The sequence below is a fragment of the Haloarcula hispanica ATCC 33960 genome, from assembly GCF_000223905.1.
Classification (GTDB): domain Archaea; phylum Halobacteriota; class Halobacteria; order Halobacteriales; family Haloarculaceae; genus Haloarcula; species Haloarcula hispanica.
In genome coordinates this window covers 358,786-379,687 of sequence record NC_015944.1, presented here as the reverse complement: position 1 = coordinate 379,687, position 20,902 = coordinate 358,786, and the positions used below count along the sequence as shown (strand labels likewise).

The following is a 20,902-nucleotide window of genomic DNA, read 5'->3' as shown; positions in this document are numbered from 1 at the left end:
AGGTGTGTCTTTACTATATTGTTGTAGTAGCCACCCTCTGGTAGCATGGAGATCGACGTAGAGAACGTCCTCATATACGTTGACGACGCTGTCAGATATAACGCAATTAACGATGATCTCGCGGAACTCGGGCAGACCCACAAGACGATTGCAGCATCAACACACACGCCCACGTCGTTCGGGAGTTTGTTGACCGGGCTGTTACCACCGAACAGCAACATCCACAGCTTCAAGCATTCTGTCCCTGCGAACGTCCGCTCAGTATTCGATATTGAGAGTCACGAGGTTTCGATAGCTGCTCAGGGCGGCATGAACCACAGTATTGCGGAGATGTTTGCTAATCCCCCACGGAAACCGATTGACGATGTCGAGCCACCATTCGTCCACGTTGCGCGCCGGCCCGGTGGCCACGCGCCGTACGACGGATTCGACTGGGACGACTACGAATATCGCAACGAGACCGCTCTCGAATATCTCTGGCGCGTATCGTCGGACCCGGAAACGGCGAGAAAAGACTACTACAATGGTGTAGACCGCTCGTTCGAAGAGTTCAAGCGCGTCCTCCAAACGCTTGAACGCAGAGGCCTTCGGGAAGATACCCTCGTCATCTATACCAGTGACCACGGTGAGGTCCTCGGAGAGTACGGGTACTTCGGACACACACACCTCGCGACGCCTGAGGTCGTATACGTTCCGACGTCGTTCATTCATCCGGAGCTGGACTCCTCCGGCGAGAACGGGCTCTTACACCATGTGGACATCTTACCGACGGTCGCCAGTGCGATGTCCTCGCGACCTGATTTCGGTAGGGTGGATGGGAACGCAGAGGGAGAGGGTCGGGCGACCGGCTATACGCACCTGAACCACATTCGATACGGCTCGTTACCGGGACCCGCCGAGACGTTCGTCAGTCTCACTGGCGGGTTTGAGCGGACAATCAGGAGCCTCTGGGACGAACACGGTGGCCACACGTTCGTGGACGGACACAAAACGACATCATCGATTGTCTTTCTGGCGTTGCTACTGCAGAAGCCCTTCGGTCGACAGGTCTTGCACAACAGGAAGCTTCGAGATTCATACTGTCGGTTCCTGCCGGGACATCAGGCGTATGGGGCCCCGCAGTTTACTGAGGACGAAGCGCGGGCGGAGATTGCGGATATCCTCTCCGGGGAGAGTGAGGAGACAGTACGCGACATCGACGAGGAGACGACAGAACAGCTCGAAAACATGGGTTACCTTTGAGCATGACCGTTCCCGTGATCACGGAGTCCACACCTCATCTTACAAATAGCAGACAGCCCTATGGAGTGATTCAAGAATGACAGCGGAGCGGAAGACTCTCTGGTACTTTATCGGTGCACTTGTCGTCGGTGGTGCCGAGCGCACACTCATCGACCTGGCGAACGAAGTCAACGGCGAGGAGTACGACGTCACCATCTGGACAATATTCTCTACGAACCCGCTCGAAACAGAACTCTCACCGGAGGTCACCGTTCGGTCGCTTACGGACGCTGGTCGTGTTGCGAACGGGGCGATAGAGGGCGTCGAAAGCCCGCTCGTCTATCTGCTCGCCCCGCTCAAGTTCTGTCTTACCGCCCGCCGTGAACAGCCCGATCTCATACAGTCGTTCCTTTTTTACGACAACGTAATTGCCAGGCTTGCCGGCGTGTTCTGTTCTGCAACCATTATTACCGGCATTCGTGAAGTACCTAACGAGGAACCGTTCGTACGCCGCGTTATCGATCGGATGACGATCTCACTCTCGGATGTGATCGTTTCGAACTCCACAGCGGGCCGGGACTACGCTGTTAAACGCGGTGCAGAGGAAGAAAACGTGGCGGTGGTCTACAATGGCCGGAACATCGAACAGTACCGAACGACAGACTCGGCGGAGCTGCGATCAGAGCTAGACATCCCGACGGGGGCCACTGTAGTCGGCACCGTCGGTCGTCTCGTCGAGCGGAAAGGCCACTTCGATCTGCTCGATGCGTGGCCGACTATCGTCTCCGAGATACCCGATGCACATCTCGTATTCGTCGGTGATGGTGCCGATCGGGAGCGGCTGACGGAACGGGTCGACTCACTCGGATGTGCTGATTCGGTTCATTTCCTCGGAACGCGACAGGATGTCCCAGCGCTTCTCGGTGCGATGGATGTCTTCGCCTTCCCATCTCATTACGAGGGGCTCCCAGGTGCAGTGATCGAAGCGATGGCCGCGGAGCTTCCGATCGTCGCGACACCTGTGGATGGTACTAGCGATCTGTTGGAGAATTACCGGACGGGGTTGTTCGTCGACGTGCAGGCACCCGACGAAATTGCGTGGGCCACCATCCGTCTACATCAGCACCAGCCACTCGCTGAAACGCTTGGAACCGCCGCAGGACAGCGGGCGGCAAGCGAGTTTACGATCGAATCGATGGTGGACGGGTTCGAGCGATTGTATCAGGAAATCGAGACAGAGCCCGAAGAGACCCCCTACGTACAGCCGCTGACCGGGTAACGGCTCCCCCGCAAGCTTACCGAGAGAGTAACAACAGTATATTTTACTTGGTTTGTGTAAATTGACAGATATGGCTGAAGAGACGCCGAATCATAGCTACCAGCGTCCGGATCGCGGAACACAGGATTGGCATATCCCGTTGAACGAGAATTTCTCTCGTATCGATACTGAGGTCGAGATCAAGGATGCTGCCGAAAATCTGGATCAGTATCAACCAAAAGAGGGGGCCAAGTTCCTCGCGACAGATTCGCGACGTATCTTTATGGGAAACGGAGAAGAGTGGCTGGAGTTCGGAAGCACGGCAGGCCGCGCACGTTCCGTCTCGCTTGGTGAGACCAGTGAGAGAGCCACGGTAATGAGTGACGGAACGTTCATCGCCCAACCAGGACAACTACAGGACGTTATCGATACCGCATCTACTGGATCTGAGTTCGGACAGGCTCCTGCACAGACAGTCAAGATGGTCTCCGGTGAGACGTACGAAGTATCCGAGACTGTCCGGCTCAAGAGAGGTGTTAGACTGGAGTGTAATGGGGCTAGAGTCGTCCCGACTGGCGATTTTGATGTTTTCGAACTCGTCCGTGATACCGTTCTGCTTGACCCGTTTGTCGATACTCGCGGCAAAAACTGGAGTTCGACACAGATTGTTATTGGTCCCGAAGACGCACAGAAGTTAGATACGGCCAACCGCGCCTGGGTAAAGGACGCGTATCTCCTCGGAGACACAGGCAAGGGTATCGGCATTCAGTTCCGTGGCGGCTCGAAACCCTGCTCGATGCAGGTCGCCAATGGGACCCTCGACGGGTTTGATCGAGCAGTAGATTTCTACGCTGCCGGGGAGAACCGCGATCCGCAAGGCGACTGGTCGAACGGAAATCAGTTCTGGGGGCGGATACAGGACTTCCGGATCGGGATTAGTATGCGGTCGGACGGTGCGGAGGTGAGCGGGAATACCGTCCGCGTACAGACTCAGCCTGACCCAGAAGTAAGTGAATGGCTCTGGAAAATGAAAGACGACCCCCGAGAGTCTCGCGGTGATAACAAATTCGTGATGAAAGGCAATACGGTAATGGCTTATCCGTGGGACGTATCGTCATTCAAGCAGAACAACTCATATTATTCAGAGAGTGATCGAGATGCGCCATTCTGGTTTATCGGACGTGGTCGTCGGTACGGAAATTCACTCGTGGATCTGAGCGGAGTACGAGGAAACCAGTACGTACTCAACGATTCAGATACGCCCGACCGAAACGGCATCTTCACTGCACACGGTGGCTTCGTCGTTGGTACAACAGAGTTTGAGACAAATCCGGCATATCAGCGAAACGATAGCCGACATTGGCACCCGCAGTCGCGCAATGCGGAGTAGATAGTTACTCCCACGCTATTATCGCCTAAGGACCGCTCAGACCTTAGTTCTTTGAGTCTTCGTGCCACATACGACTTTCGCTATTCCGCTGGTACGCAGGCGGGTGTGAGAACTGCCTGGTGCCGGTGACTTCGCCACCATGATAGGTGAAAATCCCGTTCCGATCTGGGTAATCCGAATTGTTAACGATATACTGGTTTCCGAGCTTTCCGGACTGGTCAACGAGTGAATTACCGTAGTTTATTCCCTCGCCGATATACCACACCGGCGGCTTACGGTCGCTACTCTCAGCGAAGGGATTATTGTCCATATAATTGTTGTTGTCCCACGGATACACCATCATGGTGTTCCCAGACTTCCGGTACATATTGTCGTCTCGGTCGCTTTCGGATCGGGGGTCGTCCTCCATGTACCAGAGCCATTCGCTCACGTCGTTGTCAGGCTGGACCATCAACTTGAAGACGTTCCCGGAGACTTCGGCGCCCTCAGAGCGCTGGTTGACGCCAACACGGAAGGCTTCCAGTGAGCCGTAGAATTGGTTCCCGTTCGACCAGTCGCCCTGTCCGCTGTAATCGTCACCGCTGGCATAGAGGTCGATCGCGATATCGAATCCGTGTATTGTTCCGCTGGCGACCTGCATCGAGCAGGGTTTCGAGCCGCCCAAGAACTGGAGTCCGATGCCCTCTCCGGGGGTTCCCCAGAGATAGGCATTTTCGACGGTTGCGCGGTTCGCCAGTTCGATTTTGTCTGCGTCCGGTGCGCCGACGACGACCTGCGTCGAATTCCAATTGACCGATCGGGTGTCAATGAACGGGTCGATGAGCTGCGTCCCGCGGTACATCTCGATGACGTTGAAGTCACCTTCCGGAATGATCCGAGCGCCGTTACATTCGAGTCGGATGTTCCGTTTCAGTTTGATAGTATCCGACGGGAAGTAGTTCTCCCCGGAGACGAGCTTTACAGTTCGGCTCGGTCCCTGTGCCCATGTGTGTGACTTGGACGCTTGATCGATCACGGACTGTACTTCGCCCGGCGGTGCGATGAGCGAACCGTCGTCGGCCTCGGAAACTGAGTCGTCGGACGCACTGAGGCTCCCGACGCGGTTCCAGTTGCTGCCGTCGCCAATGTATACCGTGCCGGTATCGGTCGCTAGGAACTTCGACCCTGTCTTCGGTTCGTACTGGCTGATGTTGGACTCAGCGTCCCGGAGCTCGACGTGGCTGTCGAGCTTTTCGAAGTTTTCGTTAAGTGGTACGTGCCAATCGAGCGTGCCCTCCGCGGGTGTGTTGTATCGTTCTGCCATTGTTCTGTTGTATTACTGGGTACCCCCGTACCCACCCATTCCGTAGCCGTCGCTGCCGAAGTTGTCAGTGCTTGACTCCGTCATGATCTCAGTTTCGGTCGCTGTCTCGGTTTCTGTCGGCGTCTCCGTTTCGGTCGATGTCTGTGTCGCCGTCTCAGTTTCAGTCGATGTTTCCGTCTCGGCCGCTTCGCGGAATTCGAACCAGTTGAAATCAATGCCGGAGCCAACTGCTTTCACCTGAATGACGTGCTCGCCACCATCCTGGACCGTTACGTCAGGAAGCGTTGCCGTTTCCCAAGTCGTCCAGCCGCCGGTGTTCGGTACATCCACTGTCCCGAGTTGCTCGCCGTCGAGGCTAAACTGCAGTTGCCTGTTGTCTCGTGTCGTCGCGACGCGAACGTCGATGTCGTATGTTCCGGCCGGCACCTCCGCGGTGTATTCGAGCCATTCGCCGTCCTCGAAATACCCAACGTTGTACTTCCCGGAATTGTCCTGCGTTTCCCGGATATCAACGTCGGAGTCCCGATAACCGAGATCGTACTCACTGCCGGCAGTAGTGTCGTGATACGACACGCCCTCGCCGCCCAGGTCGAATGCTTGTGACTGTATCCTGCCGGGAAGCGTCGGGGCGCCGTCGAACGGCTGATTCCCGGCGACCTCGAACTCGGCCCAGTTGAAATCGATGCCGGACCCGATAGCTTCGACCCGGAGCACTTGCTGTCCATCGGCATCGATGGTCACGTCCTCAGCTACTGCCGTCTCCCAGGTCGTCCAGCCGCCGGTGTTCGGCACGTCTACCGTTCCAAGTTCTCGGTCGCCCAAGTGGAACCGGAGCTGTCTGTCGTCCTGTGTCGTGGCGACACGGACTTTTAGATCATACTGGCCTGGCGAAACATCAGCCGAGTATTCGAGCCATTCGCCGTCTTCGAAGTAACCGATGTTGTACTCCCCAGAGTCGTCTTGGGTCTGCCGGATGTCGACATCGGTGTCACGGTAACTGGTGTCGTATTCGTTCCCAGCGGTCGTATCGGAGTACGATACTCCTTCGCCACCCGTGTCGTAGTTTTGTGCCTCAATGCGCCCGGGAATCGTCGCTAGAGTCCCATTGTACGGTTTCTGCGCATCGACTCTATCGAATTCGAGCCAATTGAATTCTACACCGGAATCCAGTGCTTCGACGCGAAGCGTCGATTGCTGCTCGGACTCGATTTCGATGTCTTCTACTGTGACTGTCTCCCACGAGGTCCAGTCGCCCGTATTAGGGACAGCGACCGTCGTGAGGGTACGATCTCCAAGAGACAGTTCGAGTCGCCCATCAGAGAGTGCTGACGCCACTCGGACTCTAATATCGTACGTCCCCGGCGAGACATCGGTTGTGTATTCGAGCCACTCTCCGGCCTGAAAGTAGCCGATATTGTACTTTCCTGACTTGTCCTCTGTTGGTCGGATATCAACGTCAGTATCTCGGTTAGCGGAACCGTAGATATTTCCGCTAGACGTGTCGTGGTACGCCTCGCCTTCGCCACCGATGTCGAAGTTCTGGGCCTGAATACGTCCGGGAATTGCCCTGACTGTCCCTTCGTACGGTGACTGAGACTGCGTCGTACTATCCGTCGAAATGGTGAGTGAGTAATCGCCACCGCTTCGACTGACGTCCATGACTTGCAGGTAGTGTGTACTTCCGGCTGAGAGTGATTCCGGCAGATACACCGGGACATCTGAACTCGCGTACGCTTGGGAGAGTAATTCACCGTCCGGATTGAACAGTCCGACCGCAGCAGCACCTGTGTCTGTACCCGGCGTGAATTTAACCGCTACATTTTCGCTGTCGGGCCTGAACGCAAAGAGATCAGAGGAACTTGGAGACAGTGTTGTTGAGAGCGGAGAATCGATGCTGAGGCTGCTGACCGACCTTGCCATACTGGTGTCTTCGGCCACCTTCGAAACATCGACTGCGCTGAGTTGTGTCGTAACTGCAGGCTCACCACCGTATCCGAATTTTGCTGCCGATCCTCCTGCGGTAGGATCACCTTTACCGGCACATCCTGCCAAAGACGCAGCGGCAACACCTGCTAATTTCATGCACGTGCGGCGGTCTATGACGGTTGTTCCCGTCGTACTACTTTTATCTCGCGACACCTCTCCATTGTCGTGCGAGCGATTCTGTTCTTCGTTGGTCACACTCCGGTAATCCCTATTTACTATTTTATTCGTTGTTACCGGTTGGGTCTTGTTTGCATAACTTGCTGACCATGCGATACTTTCTTGCATACCACATTTAGAGCAAATATTATAATCGAAAATGGCAGTTGAGAAACTAATACTCGTTTAGTATAGTCGAATTACGGTATCTTTGTAATGTTACGGAGGTACTACCATCTGATATCACTCCACTTCGTGACCAGCAGATCCGCTCGATCTGAAAGTCAATCGGCCTAGGTCACCGAGTCCCGTTTCAGAGATCACGACCCCGTCGCTCAAATTCTCTTGTGGTGGCAAGATGTTCAAGCCGTTTGCGAGTGATTTTGTGGTCTCTATCAGTCCTGTCCGATTTACATGCTATTCTCAGCAATGAGTACAAGATGACTGTCACTCATGTCTTTAGCTGTGAACCATTACAGCCTCTGGGAGTATATTCGGTTCAGCAGCCGTACTATTGGGCTGCTCATAAGATGCGGATTGACTTTTGTGAACCACTTCGTGCAATACTTGGGTATCCGGGATTTTCGATTGCGATGAATTCACTCGAAAACAAACCTTGTTGCTGGATCTAACGCAGCAGTGTATTCAAAGGCGATATTCTCTGGGAAAATGCGTCCCACGCTCTACGCGATATTTCTGAATGAGGCTCTACTTTGGAGCGGTCTATCTCATTCCGCGGTCGGGTCCTCGACTCCGACTCGACACCGGCGTTGTAGGGACTCCTTCTCGTTTGCTAGGCACGACAGCGAAATGATGCTGTTAGCGTTCAGGAGAGATGTCTGAAACGAAATGTGGTCGCCCACTCCAATCCCGCTGTAGAGCGTTCTGGATGTCCGGTATTCTATCGTTCCGGTCCGACCGAACACTTTGGGACTGTCGTTGTGGTGGTTTACTGTGACGTGGAACCGTATCGAGTCGTACCTTTCCCGCAGGGAGGTTGCAACCTCAGGTGATATCTCTGCTGGTGACTGCCCAAGCTGTCCCTCGTGTTCGGATGAAACAGTTGTCCCGTCATCGTCAGTGACGGTGATCTCAGTCGTCTCCCCCTCGGCGATGCCGACGAACCGCTTTTGAACTATCTCACCTTGATTCACGAGCAGCAGCTGATCTAACCACCGCCCGACCTGTAAGAACGGGACGACGCCAGCAAGCACTGTTCGTCGCTTCATCGCGCTGTGCTCCTCTTTTCGCCGGATCGATTGATTTGGATTGTCTGTCTCATTTTGATCACGCCAACGCATCGAATATTGATTCGAGGTTCTGCTTGACTTCCCAATTGAAACTAAACATGAGCGCCAGGGCCAGGGCCACATAGACTCCAATACCAACGAGGACCAACAGGATAAACTCCAACACCGGCCCAGTGAGAGTCACCGTCTGATAGACGTAGGTCACTGCGGCTGCCATCCCAAGACTCGCCACCAGGGGATACGATACCTCCCTGAAAACTCGAACTGGAGACACATTGATGGTCCGGGCGATAAGATAGGTGTCAATCGGCATCATCGGGAAAATGTAAATACCCGTAATGAGAGCTGCAGTGCCTTCGATTCCATACATCATCGTGACCGGATAGATGAATACAGCAATGAGGGCCACACGTACAGCAGAGAGTTTAGCAATATAGTCCGGTCGCCCGACTGCTTTCCAGACCGGTCCCATCGTCGCACCCATCGAACGCAACAGTCCGTAGATAGCCAACAACTGCATCACTGGTATCATCGGCTGCCACTCGGGGGTAAAAAACGCCTCGACAAACGCGGGTGCGACTGCCGCGATACCCATTGCCGCTGGGAACGAAGCCAATGTGGTCATTCTGAGCGTCTGGAAGTATCCGGACCGCAGCTTCTCGACGTCGTTCTGCACTTTCGAATACGCCGAGAACGTCACACTGGAGATTGTCTGTGTGATTTCGGTCGCCGGCGCGTTCGAGAGCCGGTAGGCGAGCTGGTAAAATCCCAGTGCACTTGCCATGAGCGCCCAGCCGACAAACGCGTCGTCTCCTCTACTGTACAGGAAATACAGGATTGAATTGGCCGTAACCCACTTTCCGAAACTGTAGCGCTTCTTCGCCACATCGATATCGAACGAAGGCCACGGACGGTACCCGTCCGCCAGATACGAGACGAGGAACCGGGCGGCGTCGCCGGCGATGTATCCGATTGCCAGTGCATAGACAGTTGGGTCATACAGAGCTATGCCTACGGTGACGACGAAGTATGCCACCGCGCCGCTGACCCTATACACGAACTCTTTGTGGAAATCTAGACTCTTCTGGAAATAGACGACAGCAGGGTTTCGTAACCCAACAATAAACGGTGAGAGGGCGATGACCCGAAACAGATCGGTCGCTGCAGGTTCGTTGAACAACGACGCAATAAACGGGGCCCCGAGGAACAGAATAACGGCAATTACAGTCCCTCTGGCTGTCTCGATTGTCCAAGCAGTGTTGAGCTCGTCGTCGACGTTGTCCTCCTCGGCCTGTATCAGAGCGGACTTGATTCCCAACTCGGAGAACTTCTTGAGTGAAGAGAGCGTCAACAGCGCTATCCCCATCAACCCGACTGCACGCGGGGACAACAGTGAGGCAACGATGACCAGCAACAACAGTTCTAGTCCCCGTTCTGTGACGTTCATCACACCGACCCACACGCCACTCTTTACGGTTTGCTCCATCACGTCATCACTGGCCGGGAGCAGCCGCTTTATCAACCGTTTCAGTTTATCTAGCATCGTCGTTCGAACTCCCTGTTGCGTGTGTGACGAGCCACAATACTAGGCCGATTGACGGACACCAGTGTGTTCTTCCGACTCAGTACTCGATATTGCTGTGCCTGCATAGACTCTCCGTTGCTACATACTTCGGATACCATCTGTTTGTTATGGGCGGGGTAACTGTGACGCAGCCGCATTATCAGGGCGTATCTTGCCACTCCGTCTCAGTGTGCAACTGTTCGGGGTGTACTGGAATTTATCGATTGTCAGCAGTGAGTACTTGCCCGTTTTCGACCATCGATTCCAGCGGGTTGTCGTCGATTTCTAGTGGGAAATCGACTCGCCCGCACCGCCGAGCGGACTCCCAGCACCCGAATATAAGTTCCGTTGCCTGCAGAGCGTTGTCAGCTGAAAGTTCAGGTTCACGACCCGTGTCCAGTGCGTCGACGGTGTCCGCTATGGCACGGTCAATATAGGTTTCAGGTCTCGCGTTTTCTACAGTGGCTCCCGGTATACGAGCGCTGATCTTCTGTTTTGCAGCGTCGAATATTGTTTCGTTGGGACCGTGTACGTCCTCTCCCCCAGTGTCGACCGTTGTCCAGTTTTTCCCGGTCCGGACCCGTAGCGGAACCTCACCACCTATTTCTATCATTCCGTCTGAGCCCAGCAGCCGCATATGACAGTCGACAATGCCACCGTCCCCTGTCGATGCGAGCCCGTTGACACCGTTCGTATACCGCCATTGCGCGATGGCCTGATTCTCGTTGTGGGCCCCAAACTGTACGTTTTCCTCGCTGTATTCGATCCCAGCCATCACCCATTTCGACATCGCTTGGTCAGTGAAGTACCCACAGAGGTCAAACAGGTGCGACCCGTAATCAAATAGATTTTTTCCACCGAGTTCGATTCGCTCTAACGAGCCTATTTTTCCGTTTTCAAGTAGCGACTTGGCTTTCCGGAACGGCTTTCCGAACCGTCGTTGGTGGTTGAACGTAAGCTGGATTCCGGCCCGCTTACAGGCCGATGCCATTTTCTGACAGTCCTCCCATCTCGTTGCCATCGGCTTTTCACAGTGGATCGCGTCCATTACCCCACTCTCAGCACACGTCATCACGACAGGTGCGTGGATATGGGGCGGAACGCAGACACTGACAATGTCGGGCTCGACAGCAGTGAGCATCTTCTCAGTGTCCGTGTAGACGTTTCCGTCCGGGAGGTTCCATTGTTCTCCGAAATTTCTCGCATTCTCAGGGACGACGTCGGCACAGGCGGTAAGTTCACACGAGTCTAACCGCCTGTACGCGCCTGCGTGCCTATATGCCATTGCGAACCCGTCGGTATCCGGGTCGTCCGGATCTGCACCAGTCCCAATGACTGCGACAGTGTAAGTCATCGATGGAAGGTGGGATAGTAGCCTCAATAGTAGTAACCTCGTACCGATTCACTCAGACAGTCCACACTGACTGGCTGGTCTACCAATGCTACCGTGACAATATATCTGAAACTCTGGGCTCCTTCTATCAGAGAGGGTGTACGCAGCCATCTCGTGTAGTTTTAGAACACGCACAGTGTCTTATATGACTCTTAACTACTGCGATCTTGGCGGATTCCAACCAGGACAATCAGACCACCAGCTAAGCATTTGTTCACTCGTGAACTGACCACGGTCGCTTCTTGATCGAATATATGAAGCCAGCTAAACCAGTTGGCGTTTAATCCCGGGATGCCCCTATTTGTATAGTAGCCGGGTCCCTGTCCAAATCATATGTGATCAATGATAGGATACGCTGCAGCATGGCTGCCGGTATGGCCTGTTTACTAAAACGGTCTCCGTCGTTGGATTCTTGATAACGATGGACCACATTCGTCGCCGACAAAGCGTAGCTACGGTCGCGAGGGGGACTATCTCACCGTACTGATGTCTTCAGATGAAGAGACTAGGACCGTGGAGTCGGAGCAGGCGACCCGACGGACCATTCTATCCCTTGTTGCGACTGGACTCTCGTTCGGAGTTGCAGTGCTTTTGAAGCGGGAGATATTGTATCGTGGGTACGGCGAAGATGGGTATGGTGAACAGGGGTTCGGCGAGTAACTAGTACGGCATATATCACGACTCTCTCTGAGGAAAGAGTTGGGCCAGCAGCTGCTAGTTTGCCTAAATTCAGAACACCGAAGAGACCCAGAGACAGTTAGTCTGACGGTCCCGCGGATTCCGAGGGTCGGTCAATATTAGGTACTTCGCCTCTGTCCTCTTCGTAGTGGGTGTGGTTGAGGAATCCTCGAATACGTCCAGCTGTCTTTGCAACAGTACTGCCCGCTTCTATAACGGTAGCTACCGGCGTTATTCTGACATAATTCAGCGGGTCAAGTGCCTCACAGAAAATATTCTTGAGTTGATCTGCTCGCGAGACGTTACATTTTGACCAGTAGTACGGACTCTTTGTTTCGAGCTTATACTGTTTCTTCCAGTATTCAGTAATAGACGACGCGTACGGATGGTCAACGATGAGTTCGGGATCGTACCGAATATCAAACTCGGCTCTAACTCGCCTGGCGAGTTCCTTTTCCTCGTGACCCCACCCCATCTGTTCGTCCCACCCACCGACCGCCTTGAACACGTCCCTGTGAACGCCCATGTTACAGCCCCAGAAGTGGTTGACATAGCAAGGATCGTCCCCCCAGTCGTAATGGGTGGTGAAATGGCGAGCAAACACATCATCGACTGGGTGGATGGTTCGACCGGCGTATGCCGCCTCTGTTTCGAGGAGTTCATCCGCTTTTTGAAGATATTCTGGGCGAGGTCGGGAATCATCATCCAGAAATACGATCTTGTCGGTTGAGGCTTGTTTGATCCCCTCATTTCGGGCTCTAGTCACAGGGCTCTCATCACACACGATAACCTCAAAGTCGTCGAACGCGTGCTCTTTGAGGCACTGTATTGCTTCAATCTCATCCCGCGGCTTCAATGTCGCGATAACAACGCTGACCGATACCATTAATTCTTCTACGAAGTAGAACTCCCCTTCAAGACATTAGTATAGGCATCCTGTCATTAGTAGGCAACGCATTCACCTGTCCTACCCTGGCATGGTTGCAATGACTGCCTGTACCCACGATACAACTCCATAGATGAACACCACAAACCCACCCAGGGAAACCCAGCGTAGTCGTTTGTGATTTTTTGGGCGGACACCGTCTGGGTTACTGAGTTCGACCGCAAACAGAAAGCCTGCGTAGCTGAGCAGGTAATACAACAACGGGTTCCAACGGCCGATAAATATCATCCCCCCCAACGTCGCCGAGAGCCAGATGATGAAGACTCCCACGAACTGTCGAACCCATCCAGCGCACATAGCCAATCAATACATGCTCTTCCTGTTTTGTTATGCTACTACTAGCGCGTACTATTGGTAGGTGGTTTGGATCTACTTACAGCGGCAGCCACCGTGTGGTAACTGCCGGCGCACAATCTCTGCCATAGAAAACTGGCAATGAAATGGACAGTATTTCGAAGCGAATGAAGTAACTGGCGTTGGGATCCGCCATCAACTCACGATAAATTATATAGCTAACTGACAGGAACTCTCAGTACCACATCGTCGTGATCCTAGTCGACAGATCTTTTGAGTGAACCTTCGATGTCAGGTTAGTGTAGCCGCTTCTTCTGAAAGGCGCTGTTCTGCAGTCTCCTTGTCTTCAGGATACCCAACGTCGACACGCCACCCGTTGAGACGAACAGCGTCGATCGTTCTTCCGCTGTCCATCAGTAAATCAATGGCATCGCTAAGTTCGTATTCGCCACGGTCAGAGGGCTGAACCTGACTACATGCTTGGAATATTGCTGGCGAAAACGTGTAAAAGCCGGTCATGACTAGGTTTGACGGAGGGTCGTCCGGCTTCTCGACTACATCGGTTATTTCACCATATTTATTCGTCACGCAAACGCCATATCTAGACGCTTCGTCTTCCGGAACCTCCTCTACCAGAAATGCGCAGTCGACACGCTGTTCTCGTTGTCGTTGTACGACTGTGTCGAGGTTTCCTCGAAACACATTGTCTCCCAGCATCAACATAAAATCGTCCTTGATTTCCGGTTCGGCCTGTAACAAGGCGTGTGCTAGCCCAGCAGGTTCCTCCTGATGGACGTACGTTATCGGGACGCCGTTATACGAGTTTCCGTAATAGTCGATAATCTGCTCTTTTCGGTATCCGACGACGATAACAAACTCGTCTGCATCAAGTGAAACGAGCTCGTCAAGACAGTGGGTCAGAAGCGGTTTTTCGTCTACCTCAACTAACGCTTTCGGGAGGTCATCAGTCAGCGGCTGAAGTCGTGTGCCCTTCCCGGCCGCGAGAACTACTGCTTTCATCACTCACACGCTTTCCCAGATACCACATTGTAATGCTGCTACTAATCGGCCCTGTCATCGGTGGGTAAACCACCATTCTTTCCGCTGGTAACGTTGTTCAGCTATCGGCGTAGATCTCGAAGCGAATCCGAGTGGATAACGATGAACTCTTCTTCACCGAGTTGTGACTCATGCTCTGGCAAAAATATCAACTGTGAATCAGTCGAAGATTTGACAACGGTTAGTTCTTCCATCTCGTAGCCAAGGTCCGATTCCCAGTCTGGATCTGTCGGTACGTCTTCCCACTCCTCTGAGGACATCATTCAGCCGCCACTCCATTCAAATTTCCCGGTCTTGACAAATTCAATCGCTTGTGTGTAAACCGCGCACTCTGACCCTGGCCCCATAGCCCTACTCTTAGATTAAGACAATCTTTAAATTGTCTCTCTACTGCACTTACATCGAGCATATCTCGGAAAGGTGTAATTACTATATTAAAGATTGCGTCCTTATATCCAGCATCTACGCATCATTTATAGTCCATTTACTTACCAATTCATCCTACCGTCTCCCCCCAATAATACGGTGAAAACAGACTAATCTCCAATGGTAGGATAAAATTACCCCGACATTCGATGAACTACACTGGGACATATCACTGTTTTGTGGCATAGCGCGGAGGAACAGATGAACTGGGTACAGCCTTCGAATTTACTATCGGATCAAGTTCATTCGGAGATTTTTGAGTGTCCCCGTATCAGTATCTCTCCTGTATATGAAACTCAATTTATCTATGTTACTCCTTACTCTCTTATAGGTGTGATCGTTACGCTTGAAGCTCTAAACCGAAAATGCCTCTCAAATGGCGCCACCACGTACTTCAACCCGCATTCAACACTTGAGTAAAAGGCTCAGCTACAGCTGCTCCACATACCTTTGGAGTGGTAAGCTCCGCTATGGCGGAATAACACGACTATAACAATACACCCCTGCACATAAGATACTGGTGGAGAGGGCAGTTACCCGACACCCACAACACCGGCCCAATCCTTACCACCCCCCTCAGGGACGCTCGTGCCCTGTATAGTCGCTGTCGACTCGGATCGCTCTCTCCACTTTGATAGTGAGCCGGAACGGCTTCGGTCACACCGTCCTTTCCGGCTCACTCCGGTCTTGATTTTTTAGCTATGACGTGGATTCTAATCCTTTGCTAAGGCTTCGCCGATTCTCCTAACTAATCATGGATACACTCCAGACGTCCATAACTTAAACTTAGGTCATCAGAAGTCATTGATGCCCAGCAGACACAGCGAAACTGCATATCAGAACTTGTGACCGAGTAACGGATGTTATGATTGCATTCAGAATCCCCGATAAACACTCCTATAGCCGATATCTGGGTGAGTACTTCTGATAGTCGCAATACCCGGAGGGGTTTTACAACAAAATTCCTAAAGATCAACACTAGTATACCCCGGATATCTACAACTGGCAAGCGTCTATAGTAGCGATTGGAAATCAATGCACACCTGCTCGCACGACGGCAGTGTGATCAGTGTGTAAATCGTTTCAATTGTTACTATAGAAGTAGCCGACTACCTCAAATATGAACTCAATTACTAAACTGTAACAGTTACACGTAGCGGTGTATGCCGGAACATATCTCCGACAGCGAAATGGAACGGATTTCGGAATTCGCGAGCACTCCGATGTACAAACGGTCGCCCGATCAGTTACTGCCGGACGGTGCGGCCGACGACGAAGAATAACATACCTTTGGGGGGTATTTTCAGTCAGCGCATAGTTCAGCTCACGGCTCGCCGATATCGAAGGTCTTGTCATTTTCCCCTCGCCGCCTGGAGACTGCGTGAGCAATGGACAGCACGAGAAATGAACTAATGACGACTAGTCCGATAACTAATGGACTGATTGCACTGAGCGGCGACACACCGACAATTGCTGCGAGGAGTAAAATGGCGTTCAACAGGGCTACGGCCCCATAGTACTGATACCATTTAGAATCATCATCACTATTGCTAATGAACGGTTCAACCTCCGGAGCATCCTCTCGAAGAGCTATCTCGCCCGTATCGGCGTCGTACGTTATTAGCCCTGCCTCTTGAAGCTTCGGAGCATGGGTCTGATACAGCGAGACGTACACCCGCTTTCGCGCCTGCGAGGAGAGTTCTTCGACGGTTGTGTCGTTCTCCCACGCAGCCAACTCCTCAGCTAAGTCGGTTAGCTGGACTGGCTCCTTTTGTTGGCGTAGATAGTAAAGCGTATATCGACGCCTCGAACTGCTGAGGATGTCGAACATTTGGTCGCGTGAGAGCTCTGGTTCTTCCTCTACCATCGGTTCACTCATGACCTCGATTGCTGCATTGGTTTGTGTTCAGGCCGCGAGAGCCACATATATACACGAAACCCGGGGTACCGTTTTGTTACACCCCCGTTACCTTCTAATTCCTGAGTAAGAAATAGCTACTTGTATCGCACGTCGTACTCCCGTTCTTCACCGACTGACCACAGTCTGTATATAATCCTTCAGTTTGTGACATCCGGAATCATTTGGCGTACTACATGACTCAATCACAACGACCTCCAATAAATAAAATAAATCTGCATGTGAAAACGCAGTACGGTGTGTTATTGTTCGGCTCGGTACAAGTCTCTGTTTCATTACTGCGAACCTCCGAACCTTTTCATATTGGTATAAATACATATATTAGTACTACGCTATCGAATTCCAGTGAGGATAGACAGAAACTACATAGCATCCTATTAATAATACATCGTGAACTCTCCTGCATCTTCTCCATGGCATACTCTCTTACCGGAGGTTCCTCGTTATCCGCTCAGTCAAGAACCAGGAGGAAAGTTCTAGCCGATTACGTCGGCGTGATCTCGATGGTCTCGCTGTCTCGAATCCGAACGGTGTACCCACTGTATGTGAAACTAATCTGAATGTCGTCGTTGGTCTGCCCTGCGACAAGGGTATCAAGGGCGTCCGGGTCGATTCGGTTGTACAACGGTGGGAGACTGGTTTCCGTTACGGATTCTTTAGCTGCTATAGCGGTCACAATCGCTTCACTCGGTGATTCGTACTGGTTTGTCCAAAAGACAGTTTCTGTCTCGTTCCACTCCAGACTCATTGTTCTTTGTATGAACACACTCCCGTATCAGCATATACTCTATCAGACTAGCAAACTCAGACAACAGGCGCTATCTATCTAGATGCTGGGTCGTTCCCCCTTCGCTAAACAACTGTTCTAGAAGCTTCCGAACAGCTACCCGGAGGTGGTGGCTGAACGTCGGCTGTGATATATCGAGTGTATCGGCGATCTCCTGACCGGTCTTGTCACGGGGTGATTGATAGAATCCGCTATAAAAGGCTGCAAGCAGGACCTCGAATTGGCGGGGGGTTAGCTGTGCTGTCAATTCTGAATGGAACGACTCACGGGTTTGGACACCACGTTCCCGCTTGTGGCGGCCCACGAGTTCGATGTCCGGACATGAACGCCGTAATTCAGCTATGAGCTGGCGAATGTCAACCGTCTGTGGGACCTCAAGCTGAATCTCCAGAGTCTCCCCATCAGATTGGATTAATTGCGGGGCTCCTCCTTGTTCGGCGACTGTCAGTGCGAGCTGTGTACCCGATACTGTTGCTTCGAACAAGCTCGTGTCTTCTGTGTCAGTTAAACACTCTAATCGCTCAATTCGGGGAAGAATGTCCAAACACGCTTGTAGGTCATCTGGTGGAGCGTCAGTGCTGAAAAACACGATACAGCTGGTATCTCCCTGTGGGACGATACCCTCGAATGTGATTTCTGTATCGGCGACGCCCGCAATCCGATGAATGATATCGTCGGATTCCGTTGCTTCTAGCTGGAGTTCGACAGCCCGATCTGCGACGAGCCCCTGCTTCGTCTCAATGCTGTTAATGGCGTATCCGACCGTTTCACTCACCTCCTCGAGTACTGACTGTGTCGGCAGATCGAAAACGTCCGGCGTTTTCGCGTACACAGTCAGGATGCCGTAGGAGAGTTGCTGATAGCTGAGCGGAATGCTGACGACTGACTGGAACCCACGTTCCAGTAGCCGCCGTTGCCACCCTTTTCCCCTGAGTCCGTCCGCGATATTGTTGTTCAGCGTCTGTTCGTTAGTCCGGGCTGTCTGGACTGCTGGTGGAGGCGGTGTCTCATTGGAGGGCGTGCGCGATTCCTCCAGAAAGCCACGGTCGGTCCCTGCCCACGTCCGTGGCGTGACTCGGTCGGTATCGGATTCGTATTCCCCGATCCACGCAAACGAACAGATGTCGGACGCGACCAACTGGTCACACACCGCTTGCTCTATTTCTGAGCGACTGTCTGCCCTGAGCACTCGCTCGTGAATTTTCTGACTCAGCTCTGTCAACCGATTCATCTGCTCGAGCTGAACCGTCTGTTGCTCCAGATCGCGCTGCCTGTCTTCGAGTTCTGTCTCGTATGTCAGCCTATCGAACGCCGTTCGAATCGTCGCCCCCAGGAGTTCGGTAATTCGACGGGTCTGGGTATCGAACTCGCCGCCGATCGTGTCGCCCGCTCGAAGCACTCCATGGTCGCCCAGCGGGACAAACACGGCCTTTCCGTCAGTCATCGTGTCCTCGCCCGCTTTCGAGGTCGAGTTTCCGTCGCAAACGATAGTTTCCTCGGTGAAAAAGGCCGAACTCACGAAGCTATCACCGTCTGCTGGGATAGCTTGTTGCTCCTCGGTCTCCGTGGTCGAAAGCGGGCGAAAGGTGTTCGTATCGCTGTCGAACGCGTACAGCACGACCTCAGGGAGACCGATGATATCACGGGTCCTCGAGACGACAATTTGAGCGGCTTCCTCCTCTGAAGTCACACCCAAGAGATCTGTCGCCGTTTCGTACAACTGTGTAAAACCCATCTCAGCCCGCTGCGTCTGTAGTTCGTTTCCGATCCACTTGCTCAGAAGGTCTACGAGTGTCACGTCCCAGTCTGAGAACTCTGATCCGCCCGTTCCGGACCCATAGAAACAGAGCGTCCCGTATATGCTCCCACCCACAGTGAGTGGCGTTCCGAGATACCGATTGACTTCGTCGCCCCATATCTGATCTCGGTCAGCGTCGCCGCATTCGGCATCGACGTCTGTCATCACGATTGTCTCCTCGTTCCCGATAGCTTTCGCACAGGGGGTTTCCGACAACGGAATCGTTCCGCCTGAAAAAATCGTTTCGTCGGGTGTCTGGAGCACTTCGAAATCGTATTCCATCCCGTTGACGCGAGAGAGCGTCGCGTACTCGGTTCCAAGCACGCTACGACCGACTTGCATGAGATCCGCTATCTGTTCCCGGAGCGCCCCGTCCCGCGATGTGAACACTTCGGTAATTGTTCGCAGGACTTCTTCCCGCATTTCGAGTTCGGCACGCGTTGCGGTTGAATGGAGGCCATCGGCGACAATCTCCGCAAGCTCTGTCAGCACTGCCTGCTCCGCTTCGTCAAACGCGAAAGGCGTGTCCGCGTATATCGAAATCACACTCTGTACTGATCCAGTGTACTGGATCGGGAGAACGATCATCGACCGGAACCCGTACTCCGATGCGAGCTCGTGCCAGGGCTGGACAGATGATTCAGTCCGGATATCTGACGCTACTTGATGTTCGCCGGTTTCGATCGCGTGGCCGAACGGCCCGTCATCGAAAACTGAGCGGCCATAGCGGGAGACCATCGCTTCGACGTATTCGAGTGCGTCGCCACCGCCCGCGGTGGGGACGATATCACCTGCCTCGTTTTTTTCGCCGATCCAGGCGAACTGGTAGGCATCCGAACTGGTCAGAATTTCACAGACAGCCTCTTGGATCTCTTCGGCTGTTGACGCCCTCAGCACTTGGCGATTTATTTCCCTGAATAGTGAATTAATCCGCGATAGTCGCGCTGTTTCTCGGCGGAATCGGTATGATTCCACCGCGTTCTCTATCCTGTTTGTGAGCACCGCGTACTGCTCTGGCCCGCCGCCCTTGACGAAGTAATCGGTGACGCCGGCTGAAACCGCTTCGCTGGCGAGTTTTTCGCTTCCTTGGCCTGTCAACAGGATAAATGGGAGGTCGCCGTTAGACTGTCGCACCGTTTCTACGAATTCAATCCCGTCTGCTTCGGGCATCTCGTAGTCACTGACGATACAGTCGATCGACTCGGAACCGAAGTAGCTGAGCGCATCCTCGACGCTTGCGGCTTCGATAACCTCGATACGGTCGTTCTCGTGTTCCAGCAGTTCCGCCGTTGTCCGCCGGAACTCTCCGTAGTCATCGACTAACAACACCTTGATTTTCGAGGCTGCCGTTCCACTATCCGTTGGTGCCGGTCCAGTCTCACCGGCCAACTTCCGCATACTACACTACTTACGCAACAGTCCGTATAAACGTTTGACTTGGTTGCAACGCTGCACGGTTCTACGTCTGGTAACAG

13 protein-coding genes are annotated in these 20,902 nt (G+C 53.1%); 3 read left to right on the top strand and 10 right to left on the bottom strand.

The genetic code is table 11. From position 1 onward, the window contains the following. Nucleotides 1–45 precede the first annotated feature (45 nt). The 3 genes from HAH_RS18965 (at nt 46) to HAH_RS18955 (ending at nt 3,869) form a co-directional block, all read left to right on the top strand. Nucleotides 46–1,242, top strand: coding sequence for a sulfatase-like hydrolase/transferase (locus HAH_RS18965; RefSeq protein ID WP_014031323.1), 1,197 nt, complete (start codon nt 46–48; stop codon nt 1,240–1,242). Between the two features lie 76 nt (nt 1,243–1,318). Then, nucleotides 1,319–2,500: a glycosyltransferase gene (locus HAH_RS18960; protein ID WP_014031322.1), complete on the top strand. Its 1,182-nt coding sequence runs from the start codon at nt 1,319–1,321 to the stop codon at nt 2,498–2,500. Nucleotides 2,501–2,570: 70 nt separating this feature from the next. Next, nucleotides 2,571–3,869, top strand: coding sequence for a hypothetical protein (locus HAH_RS18955; protein ID WP_014031321.1), 1,299 nt, complete (start codon nt 2,571–2,573; stop codon nt 3,867–3,869). Between the two features lie 43 nt (nt 3,870–3,912). Here HAH_RS18955 and HAH_RS18950 read toward each other — a convergent pair whose 3' ends face one another. The 10 genes from HAH_RS18950 to HAH_RS18900 form a co-directional block, all read right to left on the bottom strand. After that, entirely contained in the window at nt 3,913–5,172 is a 1,260-nt protein-coding gene (locus HAH_RS18950; RefSeq protein ID WP_014031320.1) for a hypothetical protein, read from the bottom strand. A gap of 12 nt (nt 5,173–5,184) precedes the next feature. Next, a complete protein-coding gene (locus HAH_RS18945) occupies nt 5,185–6,831 on the bottom strand; it encodes a carbohydrate-binding domain-containing protein (protein WP_233425879.1) in 1,647 nt (548 codons plus the stop codon). Between the two features lie 1,211 nt (nt 6,832–8,042). After that, a complete protein-coding gene (locus HAH_RS18940; RefSeq protein ID WP_014031318.1) occupies nt 8,043–8,543 on the bottom strand; it encodes a hypothetical protein in 501 nt (166 codons plus the stop codon). 58 nt (nt 8,544–8,601) lie between these two features. Further along, a complete protein-coding gene (locus HAH_RS18935; RefSeq protein WP_014031317.1) occupies nt 8,602–10,107 on the bottom strand; it encodes a lipopolysaccharide biosynthesis protein in 1,506 nt (501 codons plus the stop codon). A 238-nt stretch (nt 10,108–10,345) separates the two neighbouring features. After that, entirely contained in the window at nt 10,346–11,482 is a 1,137-nt protein-coding gene (locus HAH_RS18930) for a Gfo/Idh/MocA family protein (RefSeq protein ID WP_014031316.1), read from the bottom strand. 796 nt (nt 11,483–12,278) lie between these two features. Next, nucleotides 12,279–13,085 carry a glycosyltransferase family 2 protein gene (locus HAH_RS18925; protein WP_014031314.1) on the bottom strand — a complete coding sequence of 269 codons (807 nt, stop codon included), beginning with the start codon at nt 13,083–13,085 and terminating at the stop codon, nt 12,279–12,281. A gap of 645 nt (nt 13,086–13,730) precedes the next feature. Further along, nucleotides 13,731–14,459 (bottom strand): UTP--glucose-1-phosphate uridylyltransferase AglF, encoded by a 729-nt coding sequence (gene aglF, locus HAH_RS18915; RefSeq protein ID WP_014031312.1) that lies wholly within the window; start codon nt 14,457–14,459, stop codon nt 13,731–13,733. A 1,789-nt stretch (nt 14,460–16,248) separates the two neighbouring features. After that, nucleotides 16,249–16,791, bottom strand: coding sequence for a DUF7344 domain-containing protein (locus HAH_RS18910; RefSeq protein WP_044952849.1), 543 nt, complete (start codon nt 16,789–16,791; stop codon nt 16,249–16,251). Between the two features lie 535 nt (nt 16,792–17,326). Continuing rightward, entirely contained in the window at nt 17,327–17,590 is a 264-nt protein-coding gene (locus tag HAH_RS18905) for a HalOD1 output domain-containing protein (RefSeq protein ID WP_014031309.1), read from the bottom strand. A 70-nt stretch (nt 17,591–17,660) separates the two neighbouring features. Then, nucleotides 17,661–20,825, bottom strand: a complete 3,165-nt coding sequence (locus HAH_RS18900) for a GAF domain-containing protein (protein ID WP_014031308.1) — start codon at nt 20,823–20,825, stop codon at nt 17,661–17,663. Between the last annotated feature and the right edge of the window lie 77 nt (nt 20,826–20,902).